This window comes from Bradyrhizobium sp., assembly GCF_035309285.1.
GTDB lineage: Bacteria > Pseudomonadota > Alphaproteobacteria > Rhizobiales > Xanthobacteraceae > Bradyrhizobium.
This window is the reverse complement of the sequence record NZ_DATGFH010000102.1, coordinates 64754-81605: the sequence shown is the minus strand read 5'-3', so window position 1 is coordinate 81605 and position 16852 is coordinate 64754. Positions and strand designations below refer to the sequence as shown.

Annotated in this window: 15 protein-coding genes; 10 read left to right on the top strand and 5 right to left on the bottom strand. The window is 64.6% G+C overall.

All coding sequences use genetic code 11. The features are described from left to right. Window positions 1-39 precede the first annotated feature (39 nt). Window positions 40-444, bottom strand: coding sequence for a hypothetical protein (locus VKR55_RS20700; RefSeq protein WP_324406208.1), 405 nt, complete (start codon window positions 442-444; stop codon window positions 40-42). Window positions 445-729: 285 nt separating this feature from the next. Between VKR55_RS20700 and rpmI the strand changes: the two genes are divergently transcribed. The 5 genes from rpmI (at window position 730) to VKR55_RS20675 (ending at window position 5844) form a co-directional block, all read left to right on the top strand. Then, a complete protein-coding gene (rpmI, locus tag VKR55_RS20695; RefSeq protein WP_324406206.1) occupies window positions 730-930 on the top strand; it encodes a 50S ribosomal protein L35 in 201 nt (66 codons plus the stop codon). Window positions 931-1014: 84 nt separating this feature from the next. Further along, window positions 1015-1374: a 50S ribosomal protein L20 gene (gene rplT, locus VKR55_RS20690; RefSeq protein ID WP_324406204.1), complete on the top strand. Its 360-nt coding sequence runs from the start codon at window positions 1015-1017 to the stop codon at window positions 1372-1374. 159 nt (window positions 1375-1533) lie between these two features. Further along, window positions 1534-2616 (top strand): phenylalanine--tRNA ligase subunit alpha, encoded by a 1083-nt coding sequence (gene pheS / locus VKR55_RS20685; RefSeq protein WP_324406203.1) that lies wholly within the window; start codon window positions 1534-1536, stop codon window positions 2614-2616. Then, window positions 2613-5021, top strand: a complete 2409-nt coding sequence (gene pheT / locus VKR55_RS20680) for a phenylalanine--tRNA ligase subunit beta (protein ID WP_324406202.1) — start codon at window positions 2613-2615, stop codon at window positions 5019-5021. Before pheS ends, pheT begins: the two co-directional genes overlap by 4 nt. A gap of 52 nt (window positions 5022-5073) precedes the next feature. Beyond that, window positions 5074-5844, top strand: coding sequence for a sulfite exporter TauE/SafE family protein (locus tag VKR55_RS20675; protein WP_324406201.1), 771 nt, complete (start codon window positions 5074-5076; stop codon window positions 5842-5844). On the opposite strand, the gene VKR55_RS20670 is transcribed toward VKR55_RS20675, so the two are convergent. Beyond that, complete coding sequence (locus tag VKR55_RS20670; RefSeq protein WP_324406200.1) at window positions 5841-7274, bottom strand: flavin monoamine oxidase family protein; 1434 nt, start codon at window positions 7272-7274, stop codon at window positions 5841-5843. The two genes, VKR55_RS20675 and VKR55_RS20670, sit on opposite strands and share 4 nt — an antisense overlap. A gap of 190 nt (window positions 7275-7464) precedes the next feature. Between VKR55_RS20670 and VKR55_RS20665 the strand changes: the two genes are divergently transcribed. Continuing rightward, entirely contained in the window at window positions 7465-8454 is a 990-nt protein-coding gene (locus VKR55_RS20665) for a YiiX/YebB-like N1pC/P60 family cysteine hydrolase (protein WP_324406198.1), read from the top strand. Between the two features lie 137 nt (window positions 8455-8591). Here VKR55_RS20665 and VKR55_RS20660 read toward each other — a convergent pair whose 3' ends face one another. Next, the gene (locus VKR55_RS20660) at window positions 8592-8867 is read right to left on the bottom strand and encodes a metal-sensitive transcriptional regulator (RefSeq protein WP_324406196.1); all 276 of its coding nucleotides are present in this window, start codon (window positions 8865-8867) and stop codon (window positions 8592-8594) included. Window positions 8868-8918: 51 nt separating this feature from the next. On the opposite strand from VKR55_RS20660, the gene VKR55_RS20655 reads away from it, so the two are divergent. Continuing rightward, complete coding sequence (locus VKR55_RS20655; RefSeq protein ID WP_324406194.1) at window positions 8919-11312, top strand: heavy metal translocating P-type ATPase; 2394 nt, start codon at window positions 8919-8921, stop codon at window positions 11310-11312. On the opposite strand, the gene VKR55_RS20650 is transcribed toward VKR55_RS20655, so the two are convergent. Together VKR55_RS20650 and VKR55_RS20645 are read right to left on the bottom strand one after the other, a co-directional pair. Then, the gene (locus VKR55_RS20650; RefSeq protein WP_324406192.1) at window positions 11313-12260 is read right to left on the bottom strand and encodes a beta/alpha barrel domain-containing protein; all 948 of its coding nucleotides are present in this window, start codon (window positions 12258-12260) and stop codon (window positions 11313-11315) included. Further along, the gene (locus VKR55_RS20645; RefSeq protein ID WP_324406191.1) at window positions 12257-13429 is read right to left on the bottom strand and encodes a CaiB/BaiF CoA transferase family protein; all 1173 of its coding nucleotides are present in this window, start codon (window positions 13427-13429) and stop codon (window positions 12257-12259) included. The genes VKR55_RS20650 and VKR55_RS20645 overlap by 4 nt, the downstream gene beginning before the upstream one ends. Window positions 13430-13530: 101 nt before the next feature. Between VKR55_RS20645 and VKR55_RS20640 the strand changes: the two genes are divergently transcribed. The 3 genes from VKR55_RS20640 to VKR55_RS20630 all read left to right on the top strand — a co-directional run bounded on the left by VKR55_RS20640 (window position 13531) and on the right by VKR55_RS20630 (window position 16852). Continuing rightward, window positions 13531-14457 (top strand): LysR family transcriptional regulator, encoded by a 927-nt coding sequence (locus tag VKR55_RS20640; RefSeq protein WP_324406190.1) that lies wholly within the window; start codon window positions 13531-13533, stop codon window positions 14455-14457. Between the two features lie 134 nt (window positions 14458-14591). After that, window positions 14592-16001 carry an MFS transporter gene (locus VKR55_RS20635; RefSeq protein WP_324406189.1) on the top strand — a complete coding sequence of 470 codons (1410 nt, stop codon included), beginning with the start codon at window positions 14592-14594 and terminating at the stop codon, window positions 15999-16001. A gap of 98 nt (window positions 16002-16099) precedes the next feature. Continuing rightward, window positions 16100-16852 (top strand): sulfate transporter family protein, encoded by a 753-nt coding sequence (locus VKR55_RS20630; RefSeq protein ID WP_324406187.1) that lies wholly within the window; start codon window positions 16100-16102, stop codon window positions 16850-16852.

Genomic DNA, 16852 nt, shown 5'->3' with positions numbered 1-16852 from the left:
CGGATGGTCTGGCGGGCCGTTTCTTTGATGGCTTCGGAATCAGGTTCGCGTGGCCTGCCAGGTGCCGCTGCAGGCGTCACCGGAGATGATGCCGCGCCAGGAGCCCGCGCCGGAATTGCCGGCGAGCCGGCCGCCGCCAGAGGCATGCGAGGCGCCGACCTTGACCTGGACAGCGACGCCGCCGGCGCGATTGACGGAGCCCGCAACACGGCCGCCGCCGGCGGAGGTGACCCGGCTCCCGGTCACACTGAACGGGACGCTGTAACCGGAGCTGCAGGTGCCACGCGTCGTGGCAAACACCACGTTCCAGACACCGTCATAAGCACCAAGGCGCCCGGCCATCCTGGCGTTGGCAGCGCCGGGCGCGACCAGTGCGGCGATGGCGGCAGCGGCGAAAATCGAGAGCAGGCGAGGGGAAGCGGCAATCAATGCTGAATCTTTCATTTTTCAAATTCCTGTTCCGGATGAGCTTCGGGAGCAATCGAGCAATAGGTCACGTTAACCGGTTCCCGGGTTCATCCATTTGACAGCGCTTGGCGATTGCCAATTCGCCTCCGCTCTGTCATAAGCCCGGCCTTCATCGCCCGGCTGATCAAGGGCTGCCGTGGCGATATCCGTGCGGGCTTTCTTTTTTGAGAAAACCTGAGCACTTTCAACGCTCTAACGAGCATTTTAGCCGCCAAAGCGCCCTCCGGGCGCGGAGTTTGCTGCGGCCAACAGGAGAGCCAAATGCCCAAGCTGAAGACCAAGTCAGGCGCCAAAAAGCGCTTCAAGGTGACGGCCACCGGTAAAGTGATGCACGCCCAGCGCGGCAAGCGCCACGGCATGATCAAGCGGACCAAGAAGCAGATCCGCCAGCTCCGCGGCACCCGCGTGCTGTTCAAAACCGACGGCGACAACATCAAAAAGTATTTTCTGCCGAACGACTGATCGCGTCCGCAAAGTCACCGACAAGCCAGAAGCCGCGTCCGCGCGGCGACCCGCCACCACTTCAGAATTTCAAGGATACCCGTCATGTCTCGCGTCAAACGCGGTGTGACCGCCCACGCCAAGCACAAGAAAGTCTACAAGGCCGCCAAGGGCTATTATGGCCGCCGCAAGAACACGATCCGTACAGCCAAGCAGGCCGTCGAGAAGGCCGGCCAGTACGCGTTCCGCGACCGCAAGCGCAAGAAGCGCACCTTCCGCGCCCTCTGGATCCAGCGCCTCAACGCCGCTGTCCGTCCATTCGGCCTGACCTACAGCCGCTTTATCGACGGGCTGTCGAAGTCGGGCATGACCGTCGACCGCAAGGTGCTGTCGGATCTCGCGATCCACGAGCCGGCGGCATTCCAGGCGATCGCCGAGAAGGCCAAGGCCGCGCTCGCGGCCTAGTTTGCCCAGCGCTCCCGCGCATCCGCCACACCCAACGCTGGGCGCTTTCCGCCCAGCGGCGTCTTGAGCCCGGAAAAAAGTCGGCCTCGCATCTTCTCTTCCCGGCGGTGCCGATCTGGGCGTCACAACCAGCGGTCCCTTGCAAGTAGAGTCGAGCCCGTGTCCGATCTCGCAACGTTAGAACAAAAAATCCTTGGCGAAATCGCCGCTGCCGGCGATGAAGCCGCGCTTGAAGCCGTGCGCGTCGCGGCCCTCGGCAAGAAGGGCGCGATTTCGGCGCTCCTTGCCACCCTCGGCAAGATGTCGCCGGATGAGCGCAAGACGCAGGGCGCGGCGATCAACCTCGCCAAGGACAAGGTCACGCAGGCGCTGACCGAGCGGCGCGACGTGCTGAAATCCGCAGCGCTCGATGCGCGGCTGGCAAAAGAGACCATCGACGTCACGCTGCCGCTGCGCGAGGCGACGGCCGAAGTTGGCCGCATCCATCCCTTGAGTCAGGTCTGGGACGAGTTGACGGCGATTTTCGCCGACATGGGCTTCTCGGTCGCGGAAGGCCCGGACATCGAGACCGACGACTACAACTTCACCAAGCTGAATTTCCCGATCGGCCATCCCGCGCGCGAGATGCATGACACGTTCTTCTTCCCTCCGAAGGAGGACGGCTCGCGCATGCTGCTGCGCACCCACACCTCGCCGGTGCAGGTGCGCACGATGCTCGCCCAGAAGCCGCCGATTCGCGTGATCTGCCCGGGCCGCACCTATCGCATCGATTCGGACGCGACGCATACGCCGCAGTTCCATCAGGTCGAGGGCCTCGTCATCGACAAGAGCTCGCATCTCGGCCACCTCAAATGGATCCTGCACGAGTTCTGCAAGGCGTTCTTCGAGGTCGATCACATCAACATGCGGTTCCGGCCGTCGTACTTCCCGTTCACCGAGCCGTCGCTCGAGGTCGACATCCAGTGCCGCCGCGACAAGGGCGAGATCCGCTTCGGCGAAGGCGAGGACTGGCTGGAGATTCTCGGCTGCGGCATGGTGCACCCGAACGTGCTGCGCCTCTGCGGCCTCGATCCCGATGTCTACCAGGGTTTTGCCTGGGGCATGGGCATCGACCGTATCGCCATGCTGAAATACGGCATCTCGGACTTGAGGCAGCTGTTCGAAGGCGACGTGCGCTTCCTGTCGCACTACGGCTTCAAGCCGCTCGACGTGCCCACCCTCGCAGGAGGGCTGAGCTCGTGAAATTCACGCTGTCCTGGCTGAAGGATCATCTCGATACCGACGAACCGATCGAGAAGCTCGCCGACAAGCTCACCATGATCGGGCTCGAGGTCGAGAGCATCGAGGACAAGGCAAAACTGCTCGCGCCGTTCACCATTGCGCGGGTGATCTCGGCCGAGCAGCATCCGAACGCCGACCGGCTGCGTGTGTGCATGGTCGACACCGGCAATGGCGCTCCACCGGTGCAGGTCGTTTGCGGCGCGCCGAACGCGCGTGCAGGCCTCATCAGCGTGTTCTCGGCGCCGGGCACGTATATTCCCGGCAAGAACATCACGCTCGGCGTCGGCACTATCAGAGGCGTCGAAAGCCGCGGCATGCTGTGCTCGGCCGCCGAGCTGCAGATTTCCGAGGACCATGACGGGATCATGGAGCTGCCGGCGGACGCGCCGATCGGCAAGGGCTTCGCCGACTGGGCCGGCGTCGGCGATCCCGTGCTCGAGATCAACCTGACGCCGAACCGGCAGGATTGCACCGGCGTGCACGGCATCGCGCGCGATCTCTCCGCCGCCGACATGGGCAAGTTCAAGGATCCCGGCATCAAGCAGGTCAAGGGCGAATTCCCTTGTCCCGTGAAGGTCACGGTCGAGGACGAAAGCCTGTGTCCGGGCTTCGCGCTGCGGCTGGTGCGCGGCGTCAGGAACGGCCCGTCCCCGGAATGGCTGCAGCGGCGGCTGACCGCGATCGGCTTGCGGCCGATCAACGCGCTGGTCGATATCACCAACTTCATGACATACGATCGCGCACGTCCCCTGCACGTGTTCGACGCGAGCAAGGTGAAGGGCAATCTCACTGTCCGCCGCGCCCGCGACGGCGAGACGTTGCTCGCGCTCGACGGCCGCACCTATACGCTCGACAGCAGCATCTGCGTCATCGCCGACGACCACGGCGTCGAATCGCTTGCCGGCATCATGGGCGGCGAGGCCTCGGGCTGCGACGAGAACACCACCGACGTGCTGATCGAATCGGCGCTGTGGAACGAGATCAACATCGCCCAGAGCGGCCGCAAGCTCGGCATCAATTCGGACGCACGCTATCGCTTTGAGCGCGGCGTCGATCCCGCTTTCATGGTGCCGGGGCTCGAGATGGCCACGCGCATGGTGATGGAGCTCTGCGGCGGCACGCCATCGGAGAATGTCGTGGTCGGCAAGGCCCATGGCGACGACCGCATCATCGAATTTCCGCTCGCTGAGGTGAAGCGGCTGGCCGGCATCGAGGTGCCGCTGCCGGAGATGCGCAGCATCCTGACCCGGCTCGGCTTCATGATGGCCGGCCACGGCCCGATCATGAAAGTCGCGATCCCGTCCTGGCGCACCGACGTTCAGGGCAAGGCCGACCTTGTCGAGGAGGTCGTGCGCATCGTGGGGGTCGACAAGGTGCCGATGACCCCGTTCGAACGGGGCGAGGATGCCCGCAAGTCGGTGCTGACGCCGATCCAGCAGCGCACCGGCCGCGCCAGGCGCGCGCTCGCCGCGCGCGGCATGATCGAGGCGGTCACTTACTCATTCATTGCGAGGTCCGCGGCGGAATTGTTCGGCGGCGGCAAGGCCGAGCTCACACTCGCCAACCCGATCGCGGCCGATCTTTCTGACATGCGGCCGAGCCTGCTGCCTGGCCTGATCGCCTCCGCGCAGGCCAATGGCGACCGTGGCTTCGCCGACGTCGCACTGTTCGAGGTCGGCCAGATCTTCAAGGGTGACCGGCCGGAAGACGAGTTCATGGCCGCGGCCGGCGTCCGCCGCGGCTATGCATCCTCGAAAGGGATCGGACGGCAATGGTCCGGCTCGGCCATGGCCGACGCGTTCGACGCCAAGGCCGATGCATTCGCCGTGCTCGCGGCCGCCGGCGGGCCGATGCAGGCGCTGCAGATCGTGCCCGGCGGGCCAACCTGGCTTCACCCGGGACGTTCCGGCACGATCCAGATCGGGCCGCAGAATGTCCTCGGCTATTTCGGTGAGCTGCACCCGCGCGCACTGGAAGCGCTCCGCGCCGACGGCCCGCTGACGGCGTTCGAGGTGATCCTCGATCGGATTCCGGCGGGCAAGCAGAGGCCGACCCGCGCCAAGCCGCCGTTGGAGCTCTCTGCCTTCCAGCCGGTGTCTCGCGATTTTGCCTTCATCGTCGACCGCAAGGTGAGGGCCGGCGATCTCGTGCGCGCCGCGCAGAGCGTCGACAAGAAGCTGATCACCGACGTCACGGTATTCGACGTCTACGAGGGCAAGGGCATCGAGGACGGCAAGAAGTCGATCGCGATTGCCGTGACCTTGCAGCCGCGCGAGAAGACCATGACCGATGAAGAGATCGATGCCGTCGGCGGCAAGATCGTAGCCGAGGTGACCAAGAAGACCGGCGGCACGCTGCGCGGATGACGCCGAAAAGTGTGAAGCGGTTTTCGGACAACATCATGCGCACAATAGAACCATGAGCTTCTCCGAGCTCATCCCAGCAAGCGTCAGCGTCAACACCGCACTTGCGATCTGCGCCATCGCCTTCATTTCGGGGACGGCGCGCGGCTTTTCCGGCTTCGGCTCGGCGCTGATTTTCATGCCGCTCGCAAGCAGCCTCGCAACCCCGCGCCTGGTCGCGACGCTGCTCCTGATCATCGATTTCGTGGGCTCGCTGCCGCTGTTGCCGAACGCCTGGCGCAAGGCCGACCGCAAGGCCACCAGCATCATCGTCGCCGGAGCTTTGATCGGCGTCCCCGTCGGCACCTGGCTCCTGACGCGGCTCAATCCCGTGACGACGCGCTGGATCATTTCCGGCTTCGTCACCGCGCTGCTCCTGCTCTTGCTGTCGGGCTGGCGCTATCGCGGCAAGGATCATGCGGCGCTCTCGGTCTGCATCGGCGCGCTGTCGGGCTTTTGCTCCGGCCTCGCGCAGACCGGAGGTCCGCCGATCGTCGGTTACTGGCTGGGGCGGCGGATCGCTTCCGACGTTGCGCGCGCCAACATCATCCTGTTTTTCGGCGCCTCCGATTTCTTCTCGGTCGTCAGCTATGCCGTCAGCGGCTTGATAAACCGGGACGCGATCCTGTTTTCGCTGATCGTCGGCCCCGTCTACGCGATCAGTGTCCGCTTTGGCACGCGGCTGTTCGGCCGCGCCAGCGAGAGGCTGTTTCGCGGCATCTGCTACGCGCTGATTGCGCTTGCCGTGATCCTCGGACTGCCTGCGCTCGACGGCGTCCTGCGCTAATACCGGCGCTGATAAAATGGCGGTGCGCTTCGCGCCGGCGGCGCGCGGCGCCGTCGCGGCGCCCGGTGCGCCGGGATCGCCGCCGTGGGTTCAGTTTCCTTGATCGCGCCGATCCGGCGCAGCGCGGCGGCGGCGGCGCGCTCTCCGCTTTCCCAGGCGCCATCGACGGTGCCCCACAGCGTTTCGTGCGTGGCCTCGCCGGCGAGGAACATGGCGCCGATCGGCTCGGTCAGGATCTTGCGCGAGCCCTCGCCGCCGGGCGCTGCCGCCGACATCGCGCCCAGCACGTAGGGCGAGGCGTTCCAGCGCGTCGCGCTCGACTTCTTCACGGCGGCCGCCGCATCGCTGCCGAACAACTTTCCCAGCCACTCCTTCGCGAAGGCCACCATCGCGGCCTCGCCTTGCGCCGACAGATCGCGGCCGAACGAGCCTCCGACATCGATCGAGCACAGCGACGAGCCGCCCAAATTGGCGAGCAGCAAGCCCGTATGGTTGGAGGCGCTCTGCTCGATGATGATGTCGTCGTGCGCCAGCCCCAGCGGGTTGCCGCGCATCTGCAGCGCGATGTGATCGTAGCTGCCCAGGCTCACCCTGGAAGCCGCATCGAGCGCGCGCTTGGGAATGTCCGGCGTGAATTTGATGTTGCCCGAAGTCAGCACATTGCTGGACACCGTGAGGATCGCGGCGCGCGCGGCGATCTTGCCGGACGGTGTCTCCACGGTGACGTCGCGGCTGCCCCAGGAGATGCGACTCGCCGGCGTCGACAGCGAGACTGGCAACTGCGCTCCGAGCTTTGCGATCAGCGTCCCCATGCCTTGGCGGCAGGCGAGGACGGCGTTGCGGTCGCCGGCGCGCACCTTGTCGACGACGGAGAGGTCCTTCAGGTCCTTGCCGGCAAAGCTGGCACCGAGCACGAAGTCGATAGTGCCGCTCCAATCCCCCAGCTCTTGCGGCAATGCGGCGGCACAGGAGATGTCGGATTTGCGCGAAGCATCATCGATGGCGCGGTTCGCCTTCACCAGCGTCGCCAGGAAGTCCTCGGTCTCGCCAGCGCGGGCGTTGCGGCGACCGATGCGGATTTTCTGCCCCGATGGCGCAGCAACGATCTCGAGACCGGCGGAACGCGCGAGCTTGATAATCGGGTTGGTATCCGGATTGTGCATCCAGCGCGCCCCGCGGTCGAACGGCACCGCGAAGCTCGTGCTGTCGGTGATGCAGCGGCCACCGACCTGGCTCGCCGCCTCGACCACGATCACCTTGCGATTGGCGGCCTGGATTCGCCGCGCCGCGGCAATGCCGGCAGCACCTGCACCAATGACGACAATGTCGGTCTCGCGCGCCAGGGGTGCGCCGCAGGCACGCCCGTAAAGCACCGGGGTCACCGCAAACGCCGCCGACGCCGAGAGGAAGCTGCGTCGCGTCATTGTCATGTCATGGTTTCCGGGGCTTGAAAAAACGGCGAACGAGTGGCGAACTTGCCGTATTCGGCTACGCGCGGCAACCGCCATGGTGAATCAATCATGATTGATGCCGGCCATGCATGAACCAAATTGCAACGGCTATCATGCATGCTAAGAAAAGGAAAAAGCGGCCGGCAAAGGCCGCCGGGGGAAGTGCATCATGGGCGTCATGCTCGATTGGGTCGGCAAACTTATGGCCGGTTACCTCCAGAAGGAGGTGCCGGGCTACGAGCCGTTCACGCCGAGCGACCCGGAATATCTGCGCAGCATCATCCAGCCTGGCGACGTCCTGCTCGTCGAGGGCAACAACCGCATCTCCGGCATCATCAAATATCTCACCCAGTCGACCTGGTCGCATGCTGCGCTTTATGTCGGTCCGATCGACGGCGCGCGCGAGGAGGACGGCGAGCCGCATGTCCTGATCGAGGCCTATGTCGGCGACGGCGTGATCTCGGCGCCGCTGTCCAAATATGTCACCTATCATACGCGCGTCTGCCGGCCCGTCGGCCTGTCCTATGAGGACCGCACCTCGGTGTGCCGCTACGCCATCAACCGGATCGGTTTCGGTTACGACACCAAGAACATCCTCGATCTGATGCGCTTCCTGATCCCGCTGCCGATTCCGCAGCGCTGGCGGCGGCGCATGATCGCGCTCGGCTCCGGCGATCCCACCAAGATGATCTGCTCGGCGCTGATCGCGCAGGCCTTCGAGGCCGTGCGCTACCCGATCCTGCCCAAGATCACGCGGGCGGGCAGCCGGACGGCGCGGCGCGAGATCCTGCACATCCGCGATTCCTCGCTTTACATGCCGCGCGATTTCGACATCTCGCCCTATTTCGAAATCGTCAAGCCGACCATCGTGCACGGCTTCGATTACACCTCCTTGCATTGGGCCGACAAGCAGAAGCCGCTCGAGGAGGTGGCGGGCGAATTCGGTGTGTTTCAAGAAGAAATCGACGCGCCGCCGCTTGTTCCTGAAGAGATTGACCAAGAAGCGCCGGTTTCACTTGAAGAAGTGACGGAGGCCAGCGAGGTCGCAACACTGATCGAGCGCTGCACGGTCGAGGAGCATTTACTGCGCATCGAATATGTGCCGGCCCGCCTGCCTGAGCGGCGAGGCAAACGGCGCGAGCCCGAGAAGGTGGCCTAAGCCACATCACCTCGTCATTGCGAGAAGCGAAGCACGAAGCAATCCAGACTGTTTGCGCAGAAGTGGTCTGGATTGCTTCGCGGAGCCTGTCATCGGTCGCGCATTCGCGCGACCCGTTGGATCGCAATGACGAAAGGCTAGCGGTCCGAGCGGCTGATCACATCCATCAATTCCGCGATCTTCTCGCGCTGGTCGGCCTTGTTTCCGCTCGTGATCGCGTGCTCCACGCAATGGGCGACGTGATCTCTCAACACCTCCTCCTCGACGCGGCGAAGCGCGGCGCGCACCGCCGATATCTGCGTCACGATGTCGATGCAATAGCGGTCCTCCTCGACCATCTTCGAGAGGCCGCGCACCTGGCCCTCGATCCGGCCGAGGCGTTTCTGAAGGGATGCCTTGATGTCCTTGCGCATGCCTCTTAAATACCCCTACAGGGTATAGGTTTCAAGAGCCGGAACATTGGAATGAGCAAGACCGCACAGGCGCCAGCGAGCGCGGAAAAGTCATGTAGTCACGGCGGCCATGCCGGCGACGACCATCATCACCACCACGCCGACCCTGCGAAGACCGCCCGCGATCCGGTCTGCGGCATGAGCGTCAACCCCGAGACTTCCAGGCACCGTTTCGAGTACAACGGCACGACCTACCACTTCTGTTCCAACGGCTGCCGAACCAAGTTCGAGGCCGATCCCTCGAAATATATCGACAAATCAAGCGCCGACGCGCCGAAGCAGCCCGTGCCCGAGGGCACGATCTACACCTGCCCGATGCATCCCGAGATTCGTCAGGTCGGGCCGGGAAGCTGTCCGATCTGCGGCATGGCGCTGGAACCGGATGTCGTGAGCCTCGACGCCGCGCCCAATCCCGAACTCGCCGACATGACCCGCCGCTTCTGGATCGGTGCAGCGCTCTCGGTGCCGCCGGTCGTCCTGGAAATGGGCGGCCACCTCACGGGCGGTCATGGCCTGATCGGTCAAACGCTGTCGAACTGGATCCAGCTCGTGTTTGCAACGCCGGTCGTGCTGTGGGCGGGTTGGCCGTTCTTCGTGCGCGGCTGGCAATCGCTCGTCACGCGCAACCTCAACATGTTCACGCTGATCGCGATGGGCACGGGCGTCGCCTACGTCTACAGTCTGATCGGCACATTGGTCCCGCCAGCTTTTCCGGCGACCTTCCGCGGCCATGATGGCGCGGTTGCCGTCTATTTCGAAGCGGCCGCCGTCATCACCGTGCTGGTGCTGCTCGGCCAGGTGCTGGAGCTGCGCGCGCGCGAGGCAACGTCGGGCGCGATCAAGGCGCTGCTGAAGCTCGCGCCGAAGACCGCGCGCCGCGTGGGTGACGATGGAGCGGACCATGAGGTCGAGATCGACACCCTGAAAACCGGCGATCGCCTGCGTGTGCGACCGGGCGATAAGGTACCGGTCGACGGCGTCATTCTGGAGGGCCGCTCCGCGCTCGATGAATCGCTGGTGACGGGCGAGTCCATGCCGGTCACCAAGGAGGCCGGCGCGCGCGTCATCGCAGGCACGCTCAACCAATCCGGCAGCTTTGTGATGCGCGCGGACAAGGTCGGGCGCGAGACGTTGTTGGCTCAGATCGTGCAGATGGTCGCGGATGCGCAGCGTTCGCGCGCGCCGATCCAACGGCTCGCCGATCAGGTCGCGGGCTGGTTCGTGCCTGCGGTGATTGTTGCGGCGATCGCGGCTTTCACAGCCTGGGCAACGTTTGGTCCGGAGCCGCGGCTTGCCTTTGGTCTGGTTGCCGCCGTCAGCGTGCTCATCATCGCCTGCCCCTGCGCGCTCGGCCTTGCCACACCGATGTCGATTATGGTTGGCGTCGGCCGCGGCGCTCGGGCCGGCGTACTGATCAAGAATGCAGAAGCGCTGGAGCGCATGGAGAAGGTCGACACGCTGGTCGTCGACAAAACCGGCACGCTGACCGAGGGCAAGCCGAGCGTGACGGCGATTGTTCCAGCGGCCGGCTTCCAGCAGAACGAAATCCTGAGACTTGCCGCGAGCGTCGAGCGGTCAAGCGAACATCCGCTGGCGGATGCGATCGTGCGCGCAGCGAGGCAGCGCGAGCTTGAGCTAGGTGCTGTCGAGGGGTTTGATTCACCCTCAGGCAAGGGCGCAACCGGCGAGGTGAACGGCAAATCCATCGCGCTCGGCAACGCTAACTATCTGTCGTCGATCGGCATCGACGCCGCGCCACTCGCCGCTGACGCTGAGCGCCTGCGCGGCGACGGCGCGACCGTGATCAACATGGCGATCGATGGGAAGCTCGCGGGGCTGTTTGCGATCGCCGATCCCGTCAAGGCTTCGACGCCGGAAGCGCTGAAGGCGCTCGCAGAGGAAGGCGTCAACGTGATCATGCTGACCGGCGATAACCGGACGACCGCAACCGCCGTCGCGAAGAGGCTCGGGATTTCCGAGGTCGAAGCCGAAGTGCTGCCGGATCAGAAAAGCGCGGTTGTTGCGAAATTGCGCAACGCGGGCCGCATCGTTGCGATGGCCGGCGACGGTGTCAACGACGCGCCGGCGCTCGCCGCGGCCGATGTCGGCATCGCCATGGGCACGGGCACCGACGTCGCGATGGAAAGCGCCGGCGTGACCCTGTTGAAGGGCGATCTCACCGGCATCGTGCGCGCTCGCAAACTGTCGCTGGCGGCGATGAGGAACATCCGGCAAAACCTGTTCTTCGCCTTCATCTACAACTCTGCCGGGATTCCGATCGCGGCGGGCATCCTCTATCCCGCCTTCGGCATCCTGTTGTCGCCGATCATCGCAGCAGCCGCGATGGCGCTGTCGTCGGTGAGCGTGGTGGGCAACGCGCTGCGCCTGCGCGCGACGCGATTGTAGTCAGGCCGCCTTCGCCGCAGTCGCGCAGGGCAGGCCGGCCCGGGCGAGCCCGCCGTAAAGCGGTTCGTTCGGCATCTCCGAGCGCAGGATCGAGCGCACCGCAACCAGCTTCTCGATGTCGATGCCGGTGGCAAATCCCTTGCTCTCGCACAGGAAGACCAGGTCCTCGAACACGACGTTGCCGGTGGCGCCCGGCGCGAACGGACAGCCGCCGAGGCCGCCGAGCGAGCCGTCGAGGATGCGCGCGCCTTCGTCGAGCGCGGCAGCGGCGTTCGCGATCCCCATGCCGCGGGTATCGTGCAGATGCACGCAGATTGGCGTCTTGCCGGCGATCTTCACCGCGGCTTTGGTCAGATCGCCGACCGCCTTCGGCCCGGCATAGCCCACGGTATCGGCGATGCCGACCGCATCGACACCAGCCTCAAGACACTTTTCGACCAGCCGAATCACTTCGTTCGGGTCGACGGCACCCGCGATCGAGCAGCCAAGCGCCATCGAGATCGCGGCATGCACGATCGGCTTGTGCGCACTGGCGTCGCGCAGCTCACACATGCGCTTGACATTAGCGATCGCGGAGTCACGCGAGCGGTGGGCATTGGCCTGGCTGTGCTCTTCCGTCGCCGAAACCACGGAGGCGATTTCGGGAACGCCAGAGGCAAGCGCTTCATTGACGCCGCGCTCGTTCAGCGTGAGCGCAATGCCGTGCGCCCCGGGGAGAGCGGCGGCGGTCGCGACGATGTCGCGGACATCGACGAATTGCGGAAAGGTCTTGGCAGGCAGAAAGGAGCCGACTTCGAAACAGCGCACGCCTGCGGCGTATTCGTCGCGGAGCCAGCGCTGCTTGGCCTGTGTTGACGGGACGGTCTTGACGAGCTGCAGGCCGTCTCGCAAGCCGACTTCGCGCAGGGTGACGCGGCCATCGGGATAGATTTTCTGAACGTCGGTCATGCGCGTTTCCTCATGTCTTCTTCGGTTTCTTTGCTCGCGAGTTCGGCTCGGACGGCCGCGGTGTCGGCGCCGAGCGGCGCCACTTTCAACCCTTCGCCGATATTGGCGCCGTTCCATTCGATCGGCAACGCCGGAACCCGGAATGGCGCGCCATCGACATTGAAATTCTGGACGAGGCCGCCCGGCCGCAACACGTGCGGATCGGTGAAGAGATCTTCGGGCCGGTTGATCGGAGAGAAGCAGATGTTGAGCGCGTCGAGCTTCTCCGACAGCCTTGCGACGTCCCAGTCCTTGATGATCTCGGCCACGCAGGGAATAATTCGAGCGCGCGCCAGAATGCGATCCGTCGTCGTGCGCAGGTTCGGGTCATCCAGGAATTCCTGCATGCCGAACTCCTTGCAGAAGCTCCGCCAATGGCCCTCGGTGACGACGCCGATGAAGATGCGCTGGCCGTCGGCGGCATCGAAGATGTCGTAGATCGGCCAGGCGTGCTCGCGCTCCGGCATCGAGCGCGGCTTGTTGCCGGTCATCTCGTATTCGACCATGTGCTGGGCGACGAGGAACAGGCAGTTCTCGAACAGGCCGATGCGGATATCGGCGCCGGAGGCACGACCTGCGCGCTTCTGGTAGAGCGCGGCCAGGATCGAGATCACGCCGAACATGCCGCCCATGATGTCATTAGCGGAGGAGCCGACGCGCTGCGGCTTGTCCTTGGTGCCGGTCATGGCGGCGAGGCCGGACATCATCTGCACGACCTCGTCGAGGGCAGGGCGATGCTCGTAGGGTCCGGACAGGAAGCCCTTGTGGCCGGCGACGATCAGATGCGGATATTTCTCGCGAAGCTGCGCCGCGCCCAGACCCTGCCGCTCCAGCTGTCCGTCGCGGAAATTCTCCAGAAATACGTCGGCGGTTTCGAGCAGGCGATGCAGGGTCTCGCGGTCTTCCGCGTCAGCAAGATCGAGCACGACGCTGCGCTTGCCGCGGTTGAACAGCGGAAAGAACGCAGTTCCCATGCCGCCGAGGGTACGCGTCTTGTCGCCCGCGGGCGGCTCGATCTTAATGACCTCGGCCCCTAACTGCGCCAGGATCATGCCGCAGGTCGGGCCCATCACCATGTGGGTCATCTCGATGACCCTTACGCCCTCCAGCGGCAGTGCGGTTCCGGTCATCGATCGTCTCCTGTTTCTTAGGACAACCCTAGGCTTTCCCGAGTCATCTGAAAAATATAATCTAGCGAAGAGTGCCTTCGCCATTCCAGAACGCAAAACCGATGGATTCGCGCCAACTTCGCTATTTCATCACCGTTTACGAGCAACGCAACCTGTCGCGGGCGGCCGATCAGGCCAATGTCGCACAGTCCGCGCTCAGCCATCACATATCGAACCTCGAAGCCGAGTTCGCAACGCCGCTGTTCGACCGCAAGCCGCGCGGCATGGAGCCGACTGCGGCCGGCGAGCGCCTCTATGAGCATGCGCGCATCATCCTGCGCGCGATGGCGGCGGCGGAGCGGGAAATCCGCGAAGGCTCGGGCGTCATCGCCGGCGACGTCTCGATTGGCATGGCCAATTCGGGCGTGAAAGCGATCGGCGTTCCCCTGATGAAGACCGTGCTCGCTGATTATCCCAATCTCAGGCTCTCGCTGACCGAGAGCCTGTCGGGCCCGACGCTGATGCATCTGATGGCGTCCGAGGTCGATCTCGCGCTGGTCTATAATCCGCCATCGGAAAAGGACCTGATCGCCGAGCCGGTGCTGGAGGAGCAGATGTTCTGCGTCGGCACGGCCAAGCTCATCGGCAAGAGCAAGAAGCCGATCACCTTCGAGGAGCTGACCCGACTGCCGATGATCCTGCTGCTGCACGGGCTGTCCTCGCGCGCGCTGCTCGACGATCCCGTGCTGCTGAAGCGGCTCGAGGCCAACGCCATCCTGCATCTCAACTCGATTTCCGGCATGACCGGGGCGCTGCTGGCGGGATTCGGCTGCGCCATCGCCACCCAGCTCTTCGTCAAGGAGCAGCTTCAGGCCGGTACGCTGATCGCGCGCGAGGTGATCGAGCCGAAGCTGACGCGCACGCTCTATCTTTGCCGCCTGCGCAACCGCCCGATGACCTATGTGATGGAGGAGATGCGCCGGCTGATGCTGGCGCTGATCGCCGAGCAGGTCAGACGGGGCGCCTGGCAGGCAAAGTTACTCATTTAGAGCTATCGATTTTCTCGATCGCTCCCATCGATATGTTCGTCTGGATTTCTGGCTCGCGGACGCCAACATGACGCCCGCGCCAAAGCCCGTGGAAAAAGGGGCGGCGCGAACATCGTCAAAAGGGGAGGACCATCATGAGCTCCGTCAGTATCGACGCCGGAACCGATTTCGCGGCCGCATCCGCCGGCCCGACCGAAATCTCGCGGCGGCTCGAAAGCCTGCCGGCGTCCTCCTATCTCTGGCGGCTCGTGATCCTGCTGTCGCTCGGCGGCTGCTTTGAGATGTACGACTTGTTCCTGACGGGCTATATCGCGCCGGGCCTTGGCCGCGGCAAACTCCTGACCACCACGACGGAGGCGTTCTTCGGCTTCTCCGGTATCGGCGCTTTTGTCGCGGCGACCTTTGCCGGCTTGTTCGTCGGCACGTTCTTCCTCGGCTTTCTCGCCGACCGGTTCGGCCGCCGCTCGATCTTCACCTGGGCCTTGCTCGGCTACAGCGCGGCGTCGGCGATCATGGCGTTCCAGACCACGTCGGGCGGCGTGCTGTTGTGGCGCTTCCTTGCCGGAATCGGCATCGGCGTCGAGATCATCACCATCGACGCCTATATCACCGAGCTGGTGCCAAGCTGGATGCGCGGCCGCGCCTTTGCTGTCAACCAGGCCGTGATGTTCGTGGCGGTGCCGGTCGTGGCGTTCCTCGCCTGGTGGCTGGTGCCGCTCTCGCCCATGGGCCTCGATGGCTGGCGCTGGGTGGTGCTGATCGGCGCTGCGGCGAGCATGGTGATCTGGATCCTGCGGCTCATGGTGCCGGAAAGCCCGCTCTGGCTTGCACGTCACGGCCGGGGTGCCGAGGCGCTCGCCGTTTTGCGCACGCTCGAGGCTGCGACCGGGGCGAGCGCGCAACCTACGACCATGGCGGAGGGCCGCGCCTCGGCGGCGATGCCGATGGTGAGTTTCGGCGACCTGTTCAAGCCGCCCTATGTCTCGCTGGTCGTGATGTTCATGATCTTCAACCTCTGCCAGGCCTTTGGCTTCTACGGCTTCGCCAATTGGGTGCCGACGCTTCTTGTCCAGAAAGGCATCACCGTCACCAAGAGCCTGGAATATGCCTTCATCGTCGCCTTTGCCTATCCGATTGCGCCCTTCATCGCCGCAAGCTTCGCCGACCGTTTCGAGCGCAAATGGATCATCAGTGGCGCCTGCCTCGCGATCATCATCTTCGGCATTGCTTTCTCGCAGCTCGCGGCGCCGGCACTATTGATCGTTTGCGGCGTGCTGTTGACGGCGGCCAACACGGTCATGTCTTATGCCTATCACGCCTACCAGACCGAAGTGTTCCCGACCGCAGTGCGTGCGCGCGCGGCCGGGCTCGTCTATTCGATGAGCCGCCTCAGCGCGATGTTCTCCGGCTTCATCGTGGCCTACATGTTGAAACAGGCCGGTGTCGGCGGAGTGTTCGGCCTGATCACGATCGCCATGGTCGTGGTGATCGTGACACTCGCCACCTTCGGGCCGAGCGTGCGCGGCAAGCCGCTCGACTCGTAGCGTTCCAAAGCGCTGGCAAGCCGGCCCGGTTTGCCGCTCTTGCCTAAGAGCGCGCGTGTGCCTACCTCCCGATTGCAAATTCGAGAAGGTCACCCGCTATGCTTGACGCCGCCGCCAAGGCGCTATCGCAAATCCTGTCGCCGCCGATGCGCTCGATCCTGTGGCGTTCGATCGGTCTTGCGCTGGTGCTGATCATCGTGCTCGCGATCGGCCTGCAGCGGCTGTTGAGCTGGTTTGCGACCTATGGCGAAGGCTGGGCGGAGGGGATGCTCGGGCCCACCTATCACACGCCGATCAACCTGCTCGCGTGGGTGGTTTCGATCGCGGCGGGGCTTGGCGTCGTGCTTGGCGGCATTTTCCTGATGCCGGCGATCAGCTCGCTGATTGCGGGCTTTTTCGTCGACGATGTTGGCGATCTCGTCGAGCGCGAATATTATCCGGCTGAAGCGCCCGGCGTAGCGCTACCGCTCGGCATTGCCATGGTGGAGGGCATCAAGGTCGCGCTGCTGACGATTCTGGTCTATCTGATCGCGCTGCCCTTCGTGCTGGTGGCCGGCGCGGGCTTTCTCGTGTTCTTCATCGCCACCGCATGGCTATTGGGCAAGCAATATTTCGAGCTCGCCGCGATGCGCTTTCGCCCGCCGGCGGAAGCCAAGCTGATGCGCAAGGACAACGCGGCGACGATCTTCACCGCCGGCGCGATCATCGCGGCCTTTGTCTCGATCCCGATCGTCAACCTGGCGACGCCGCTGTTCGGCATGGCGCTGATGGTGCATATGCACAAGCGCCTCTCCGGGCCGCGGCGCGAACTGATCGAGCCGACAAGGCCAAGGAGCGCGCGATCAATCTAG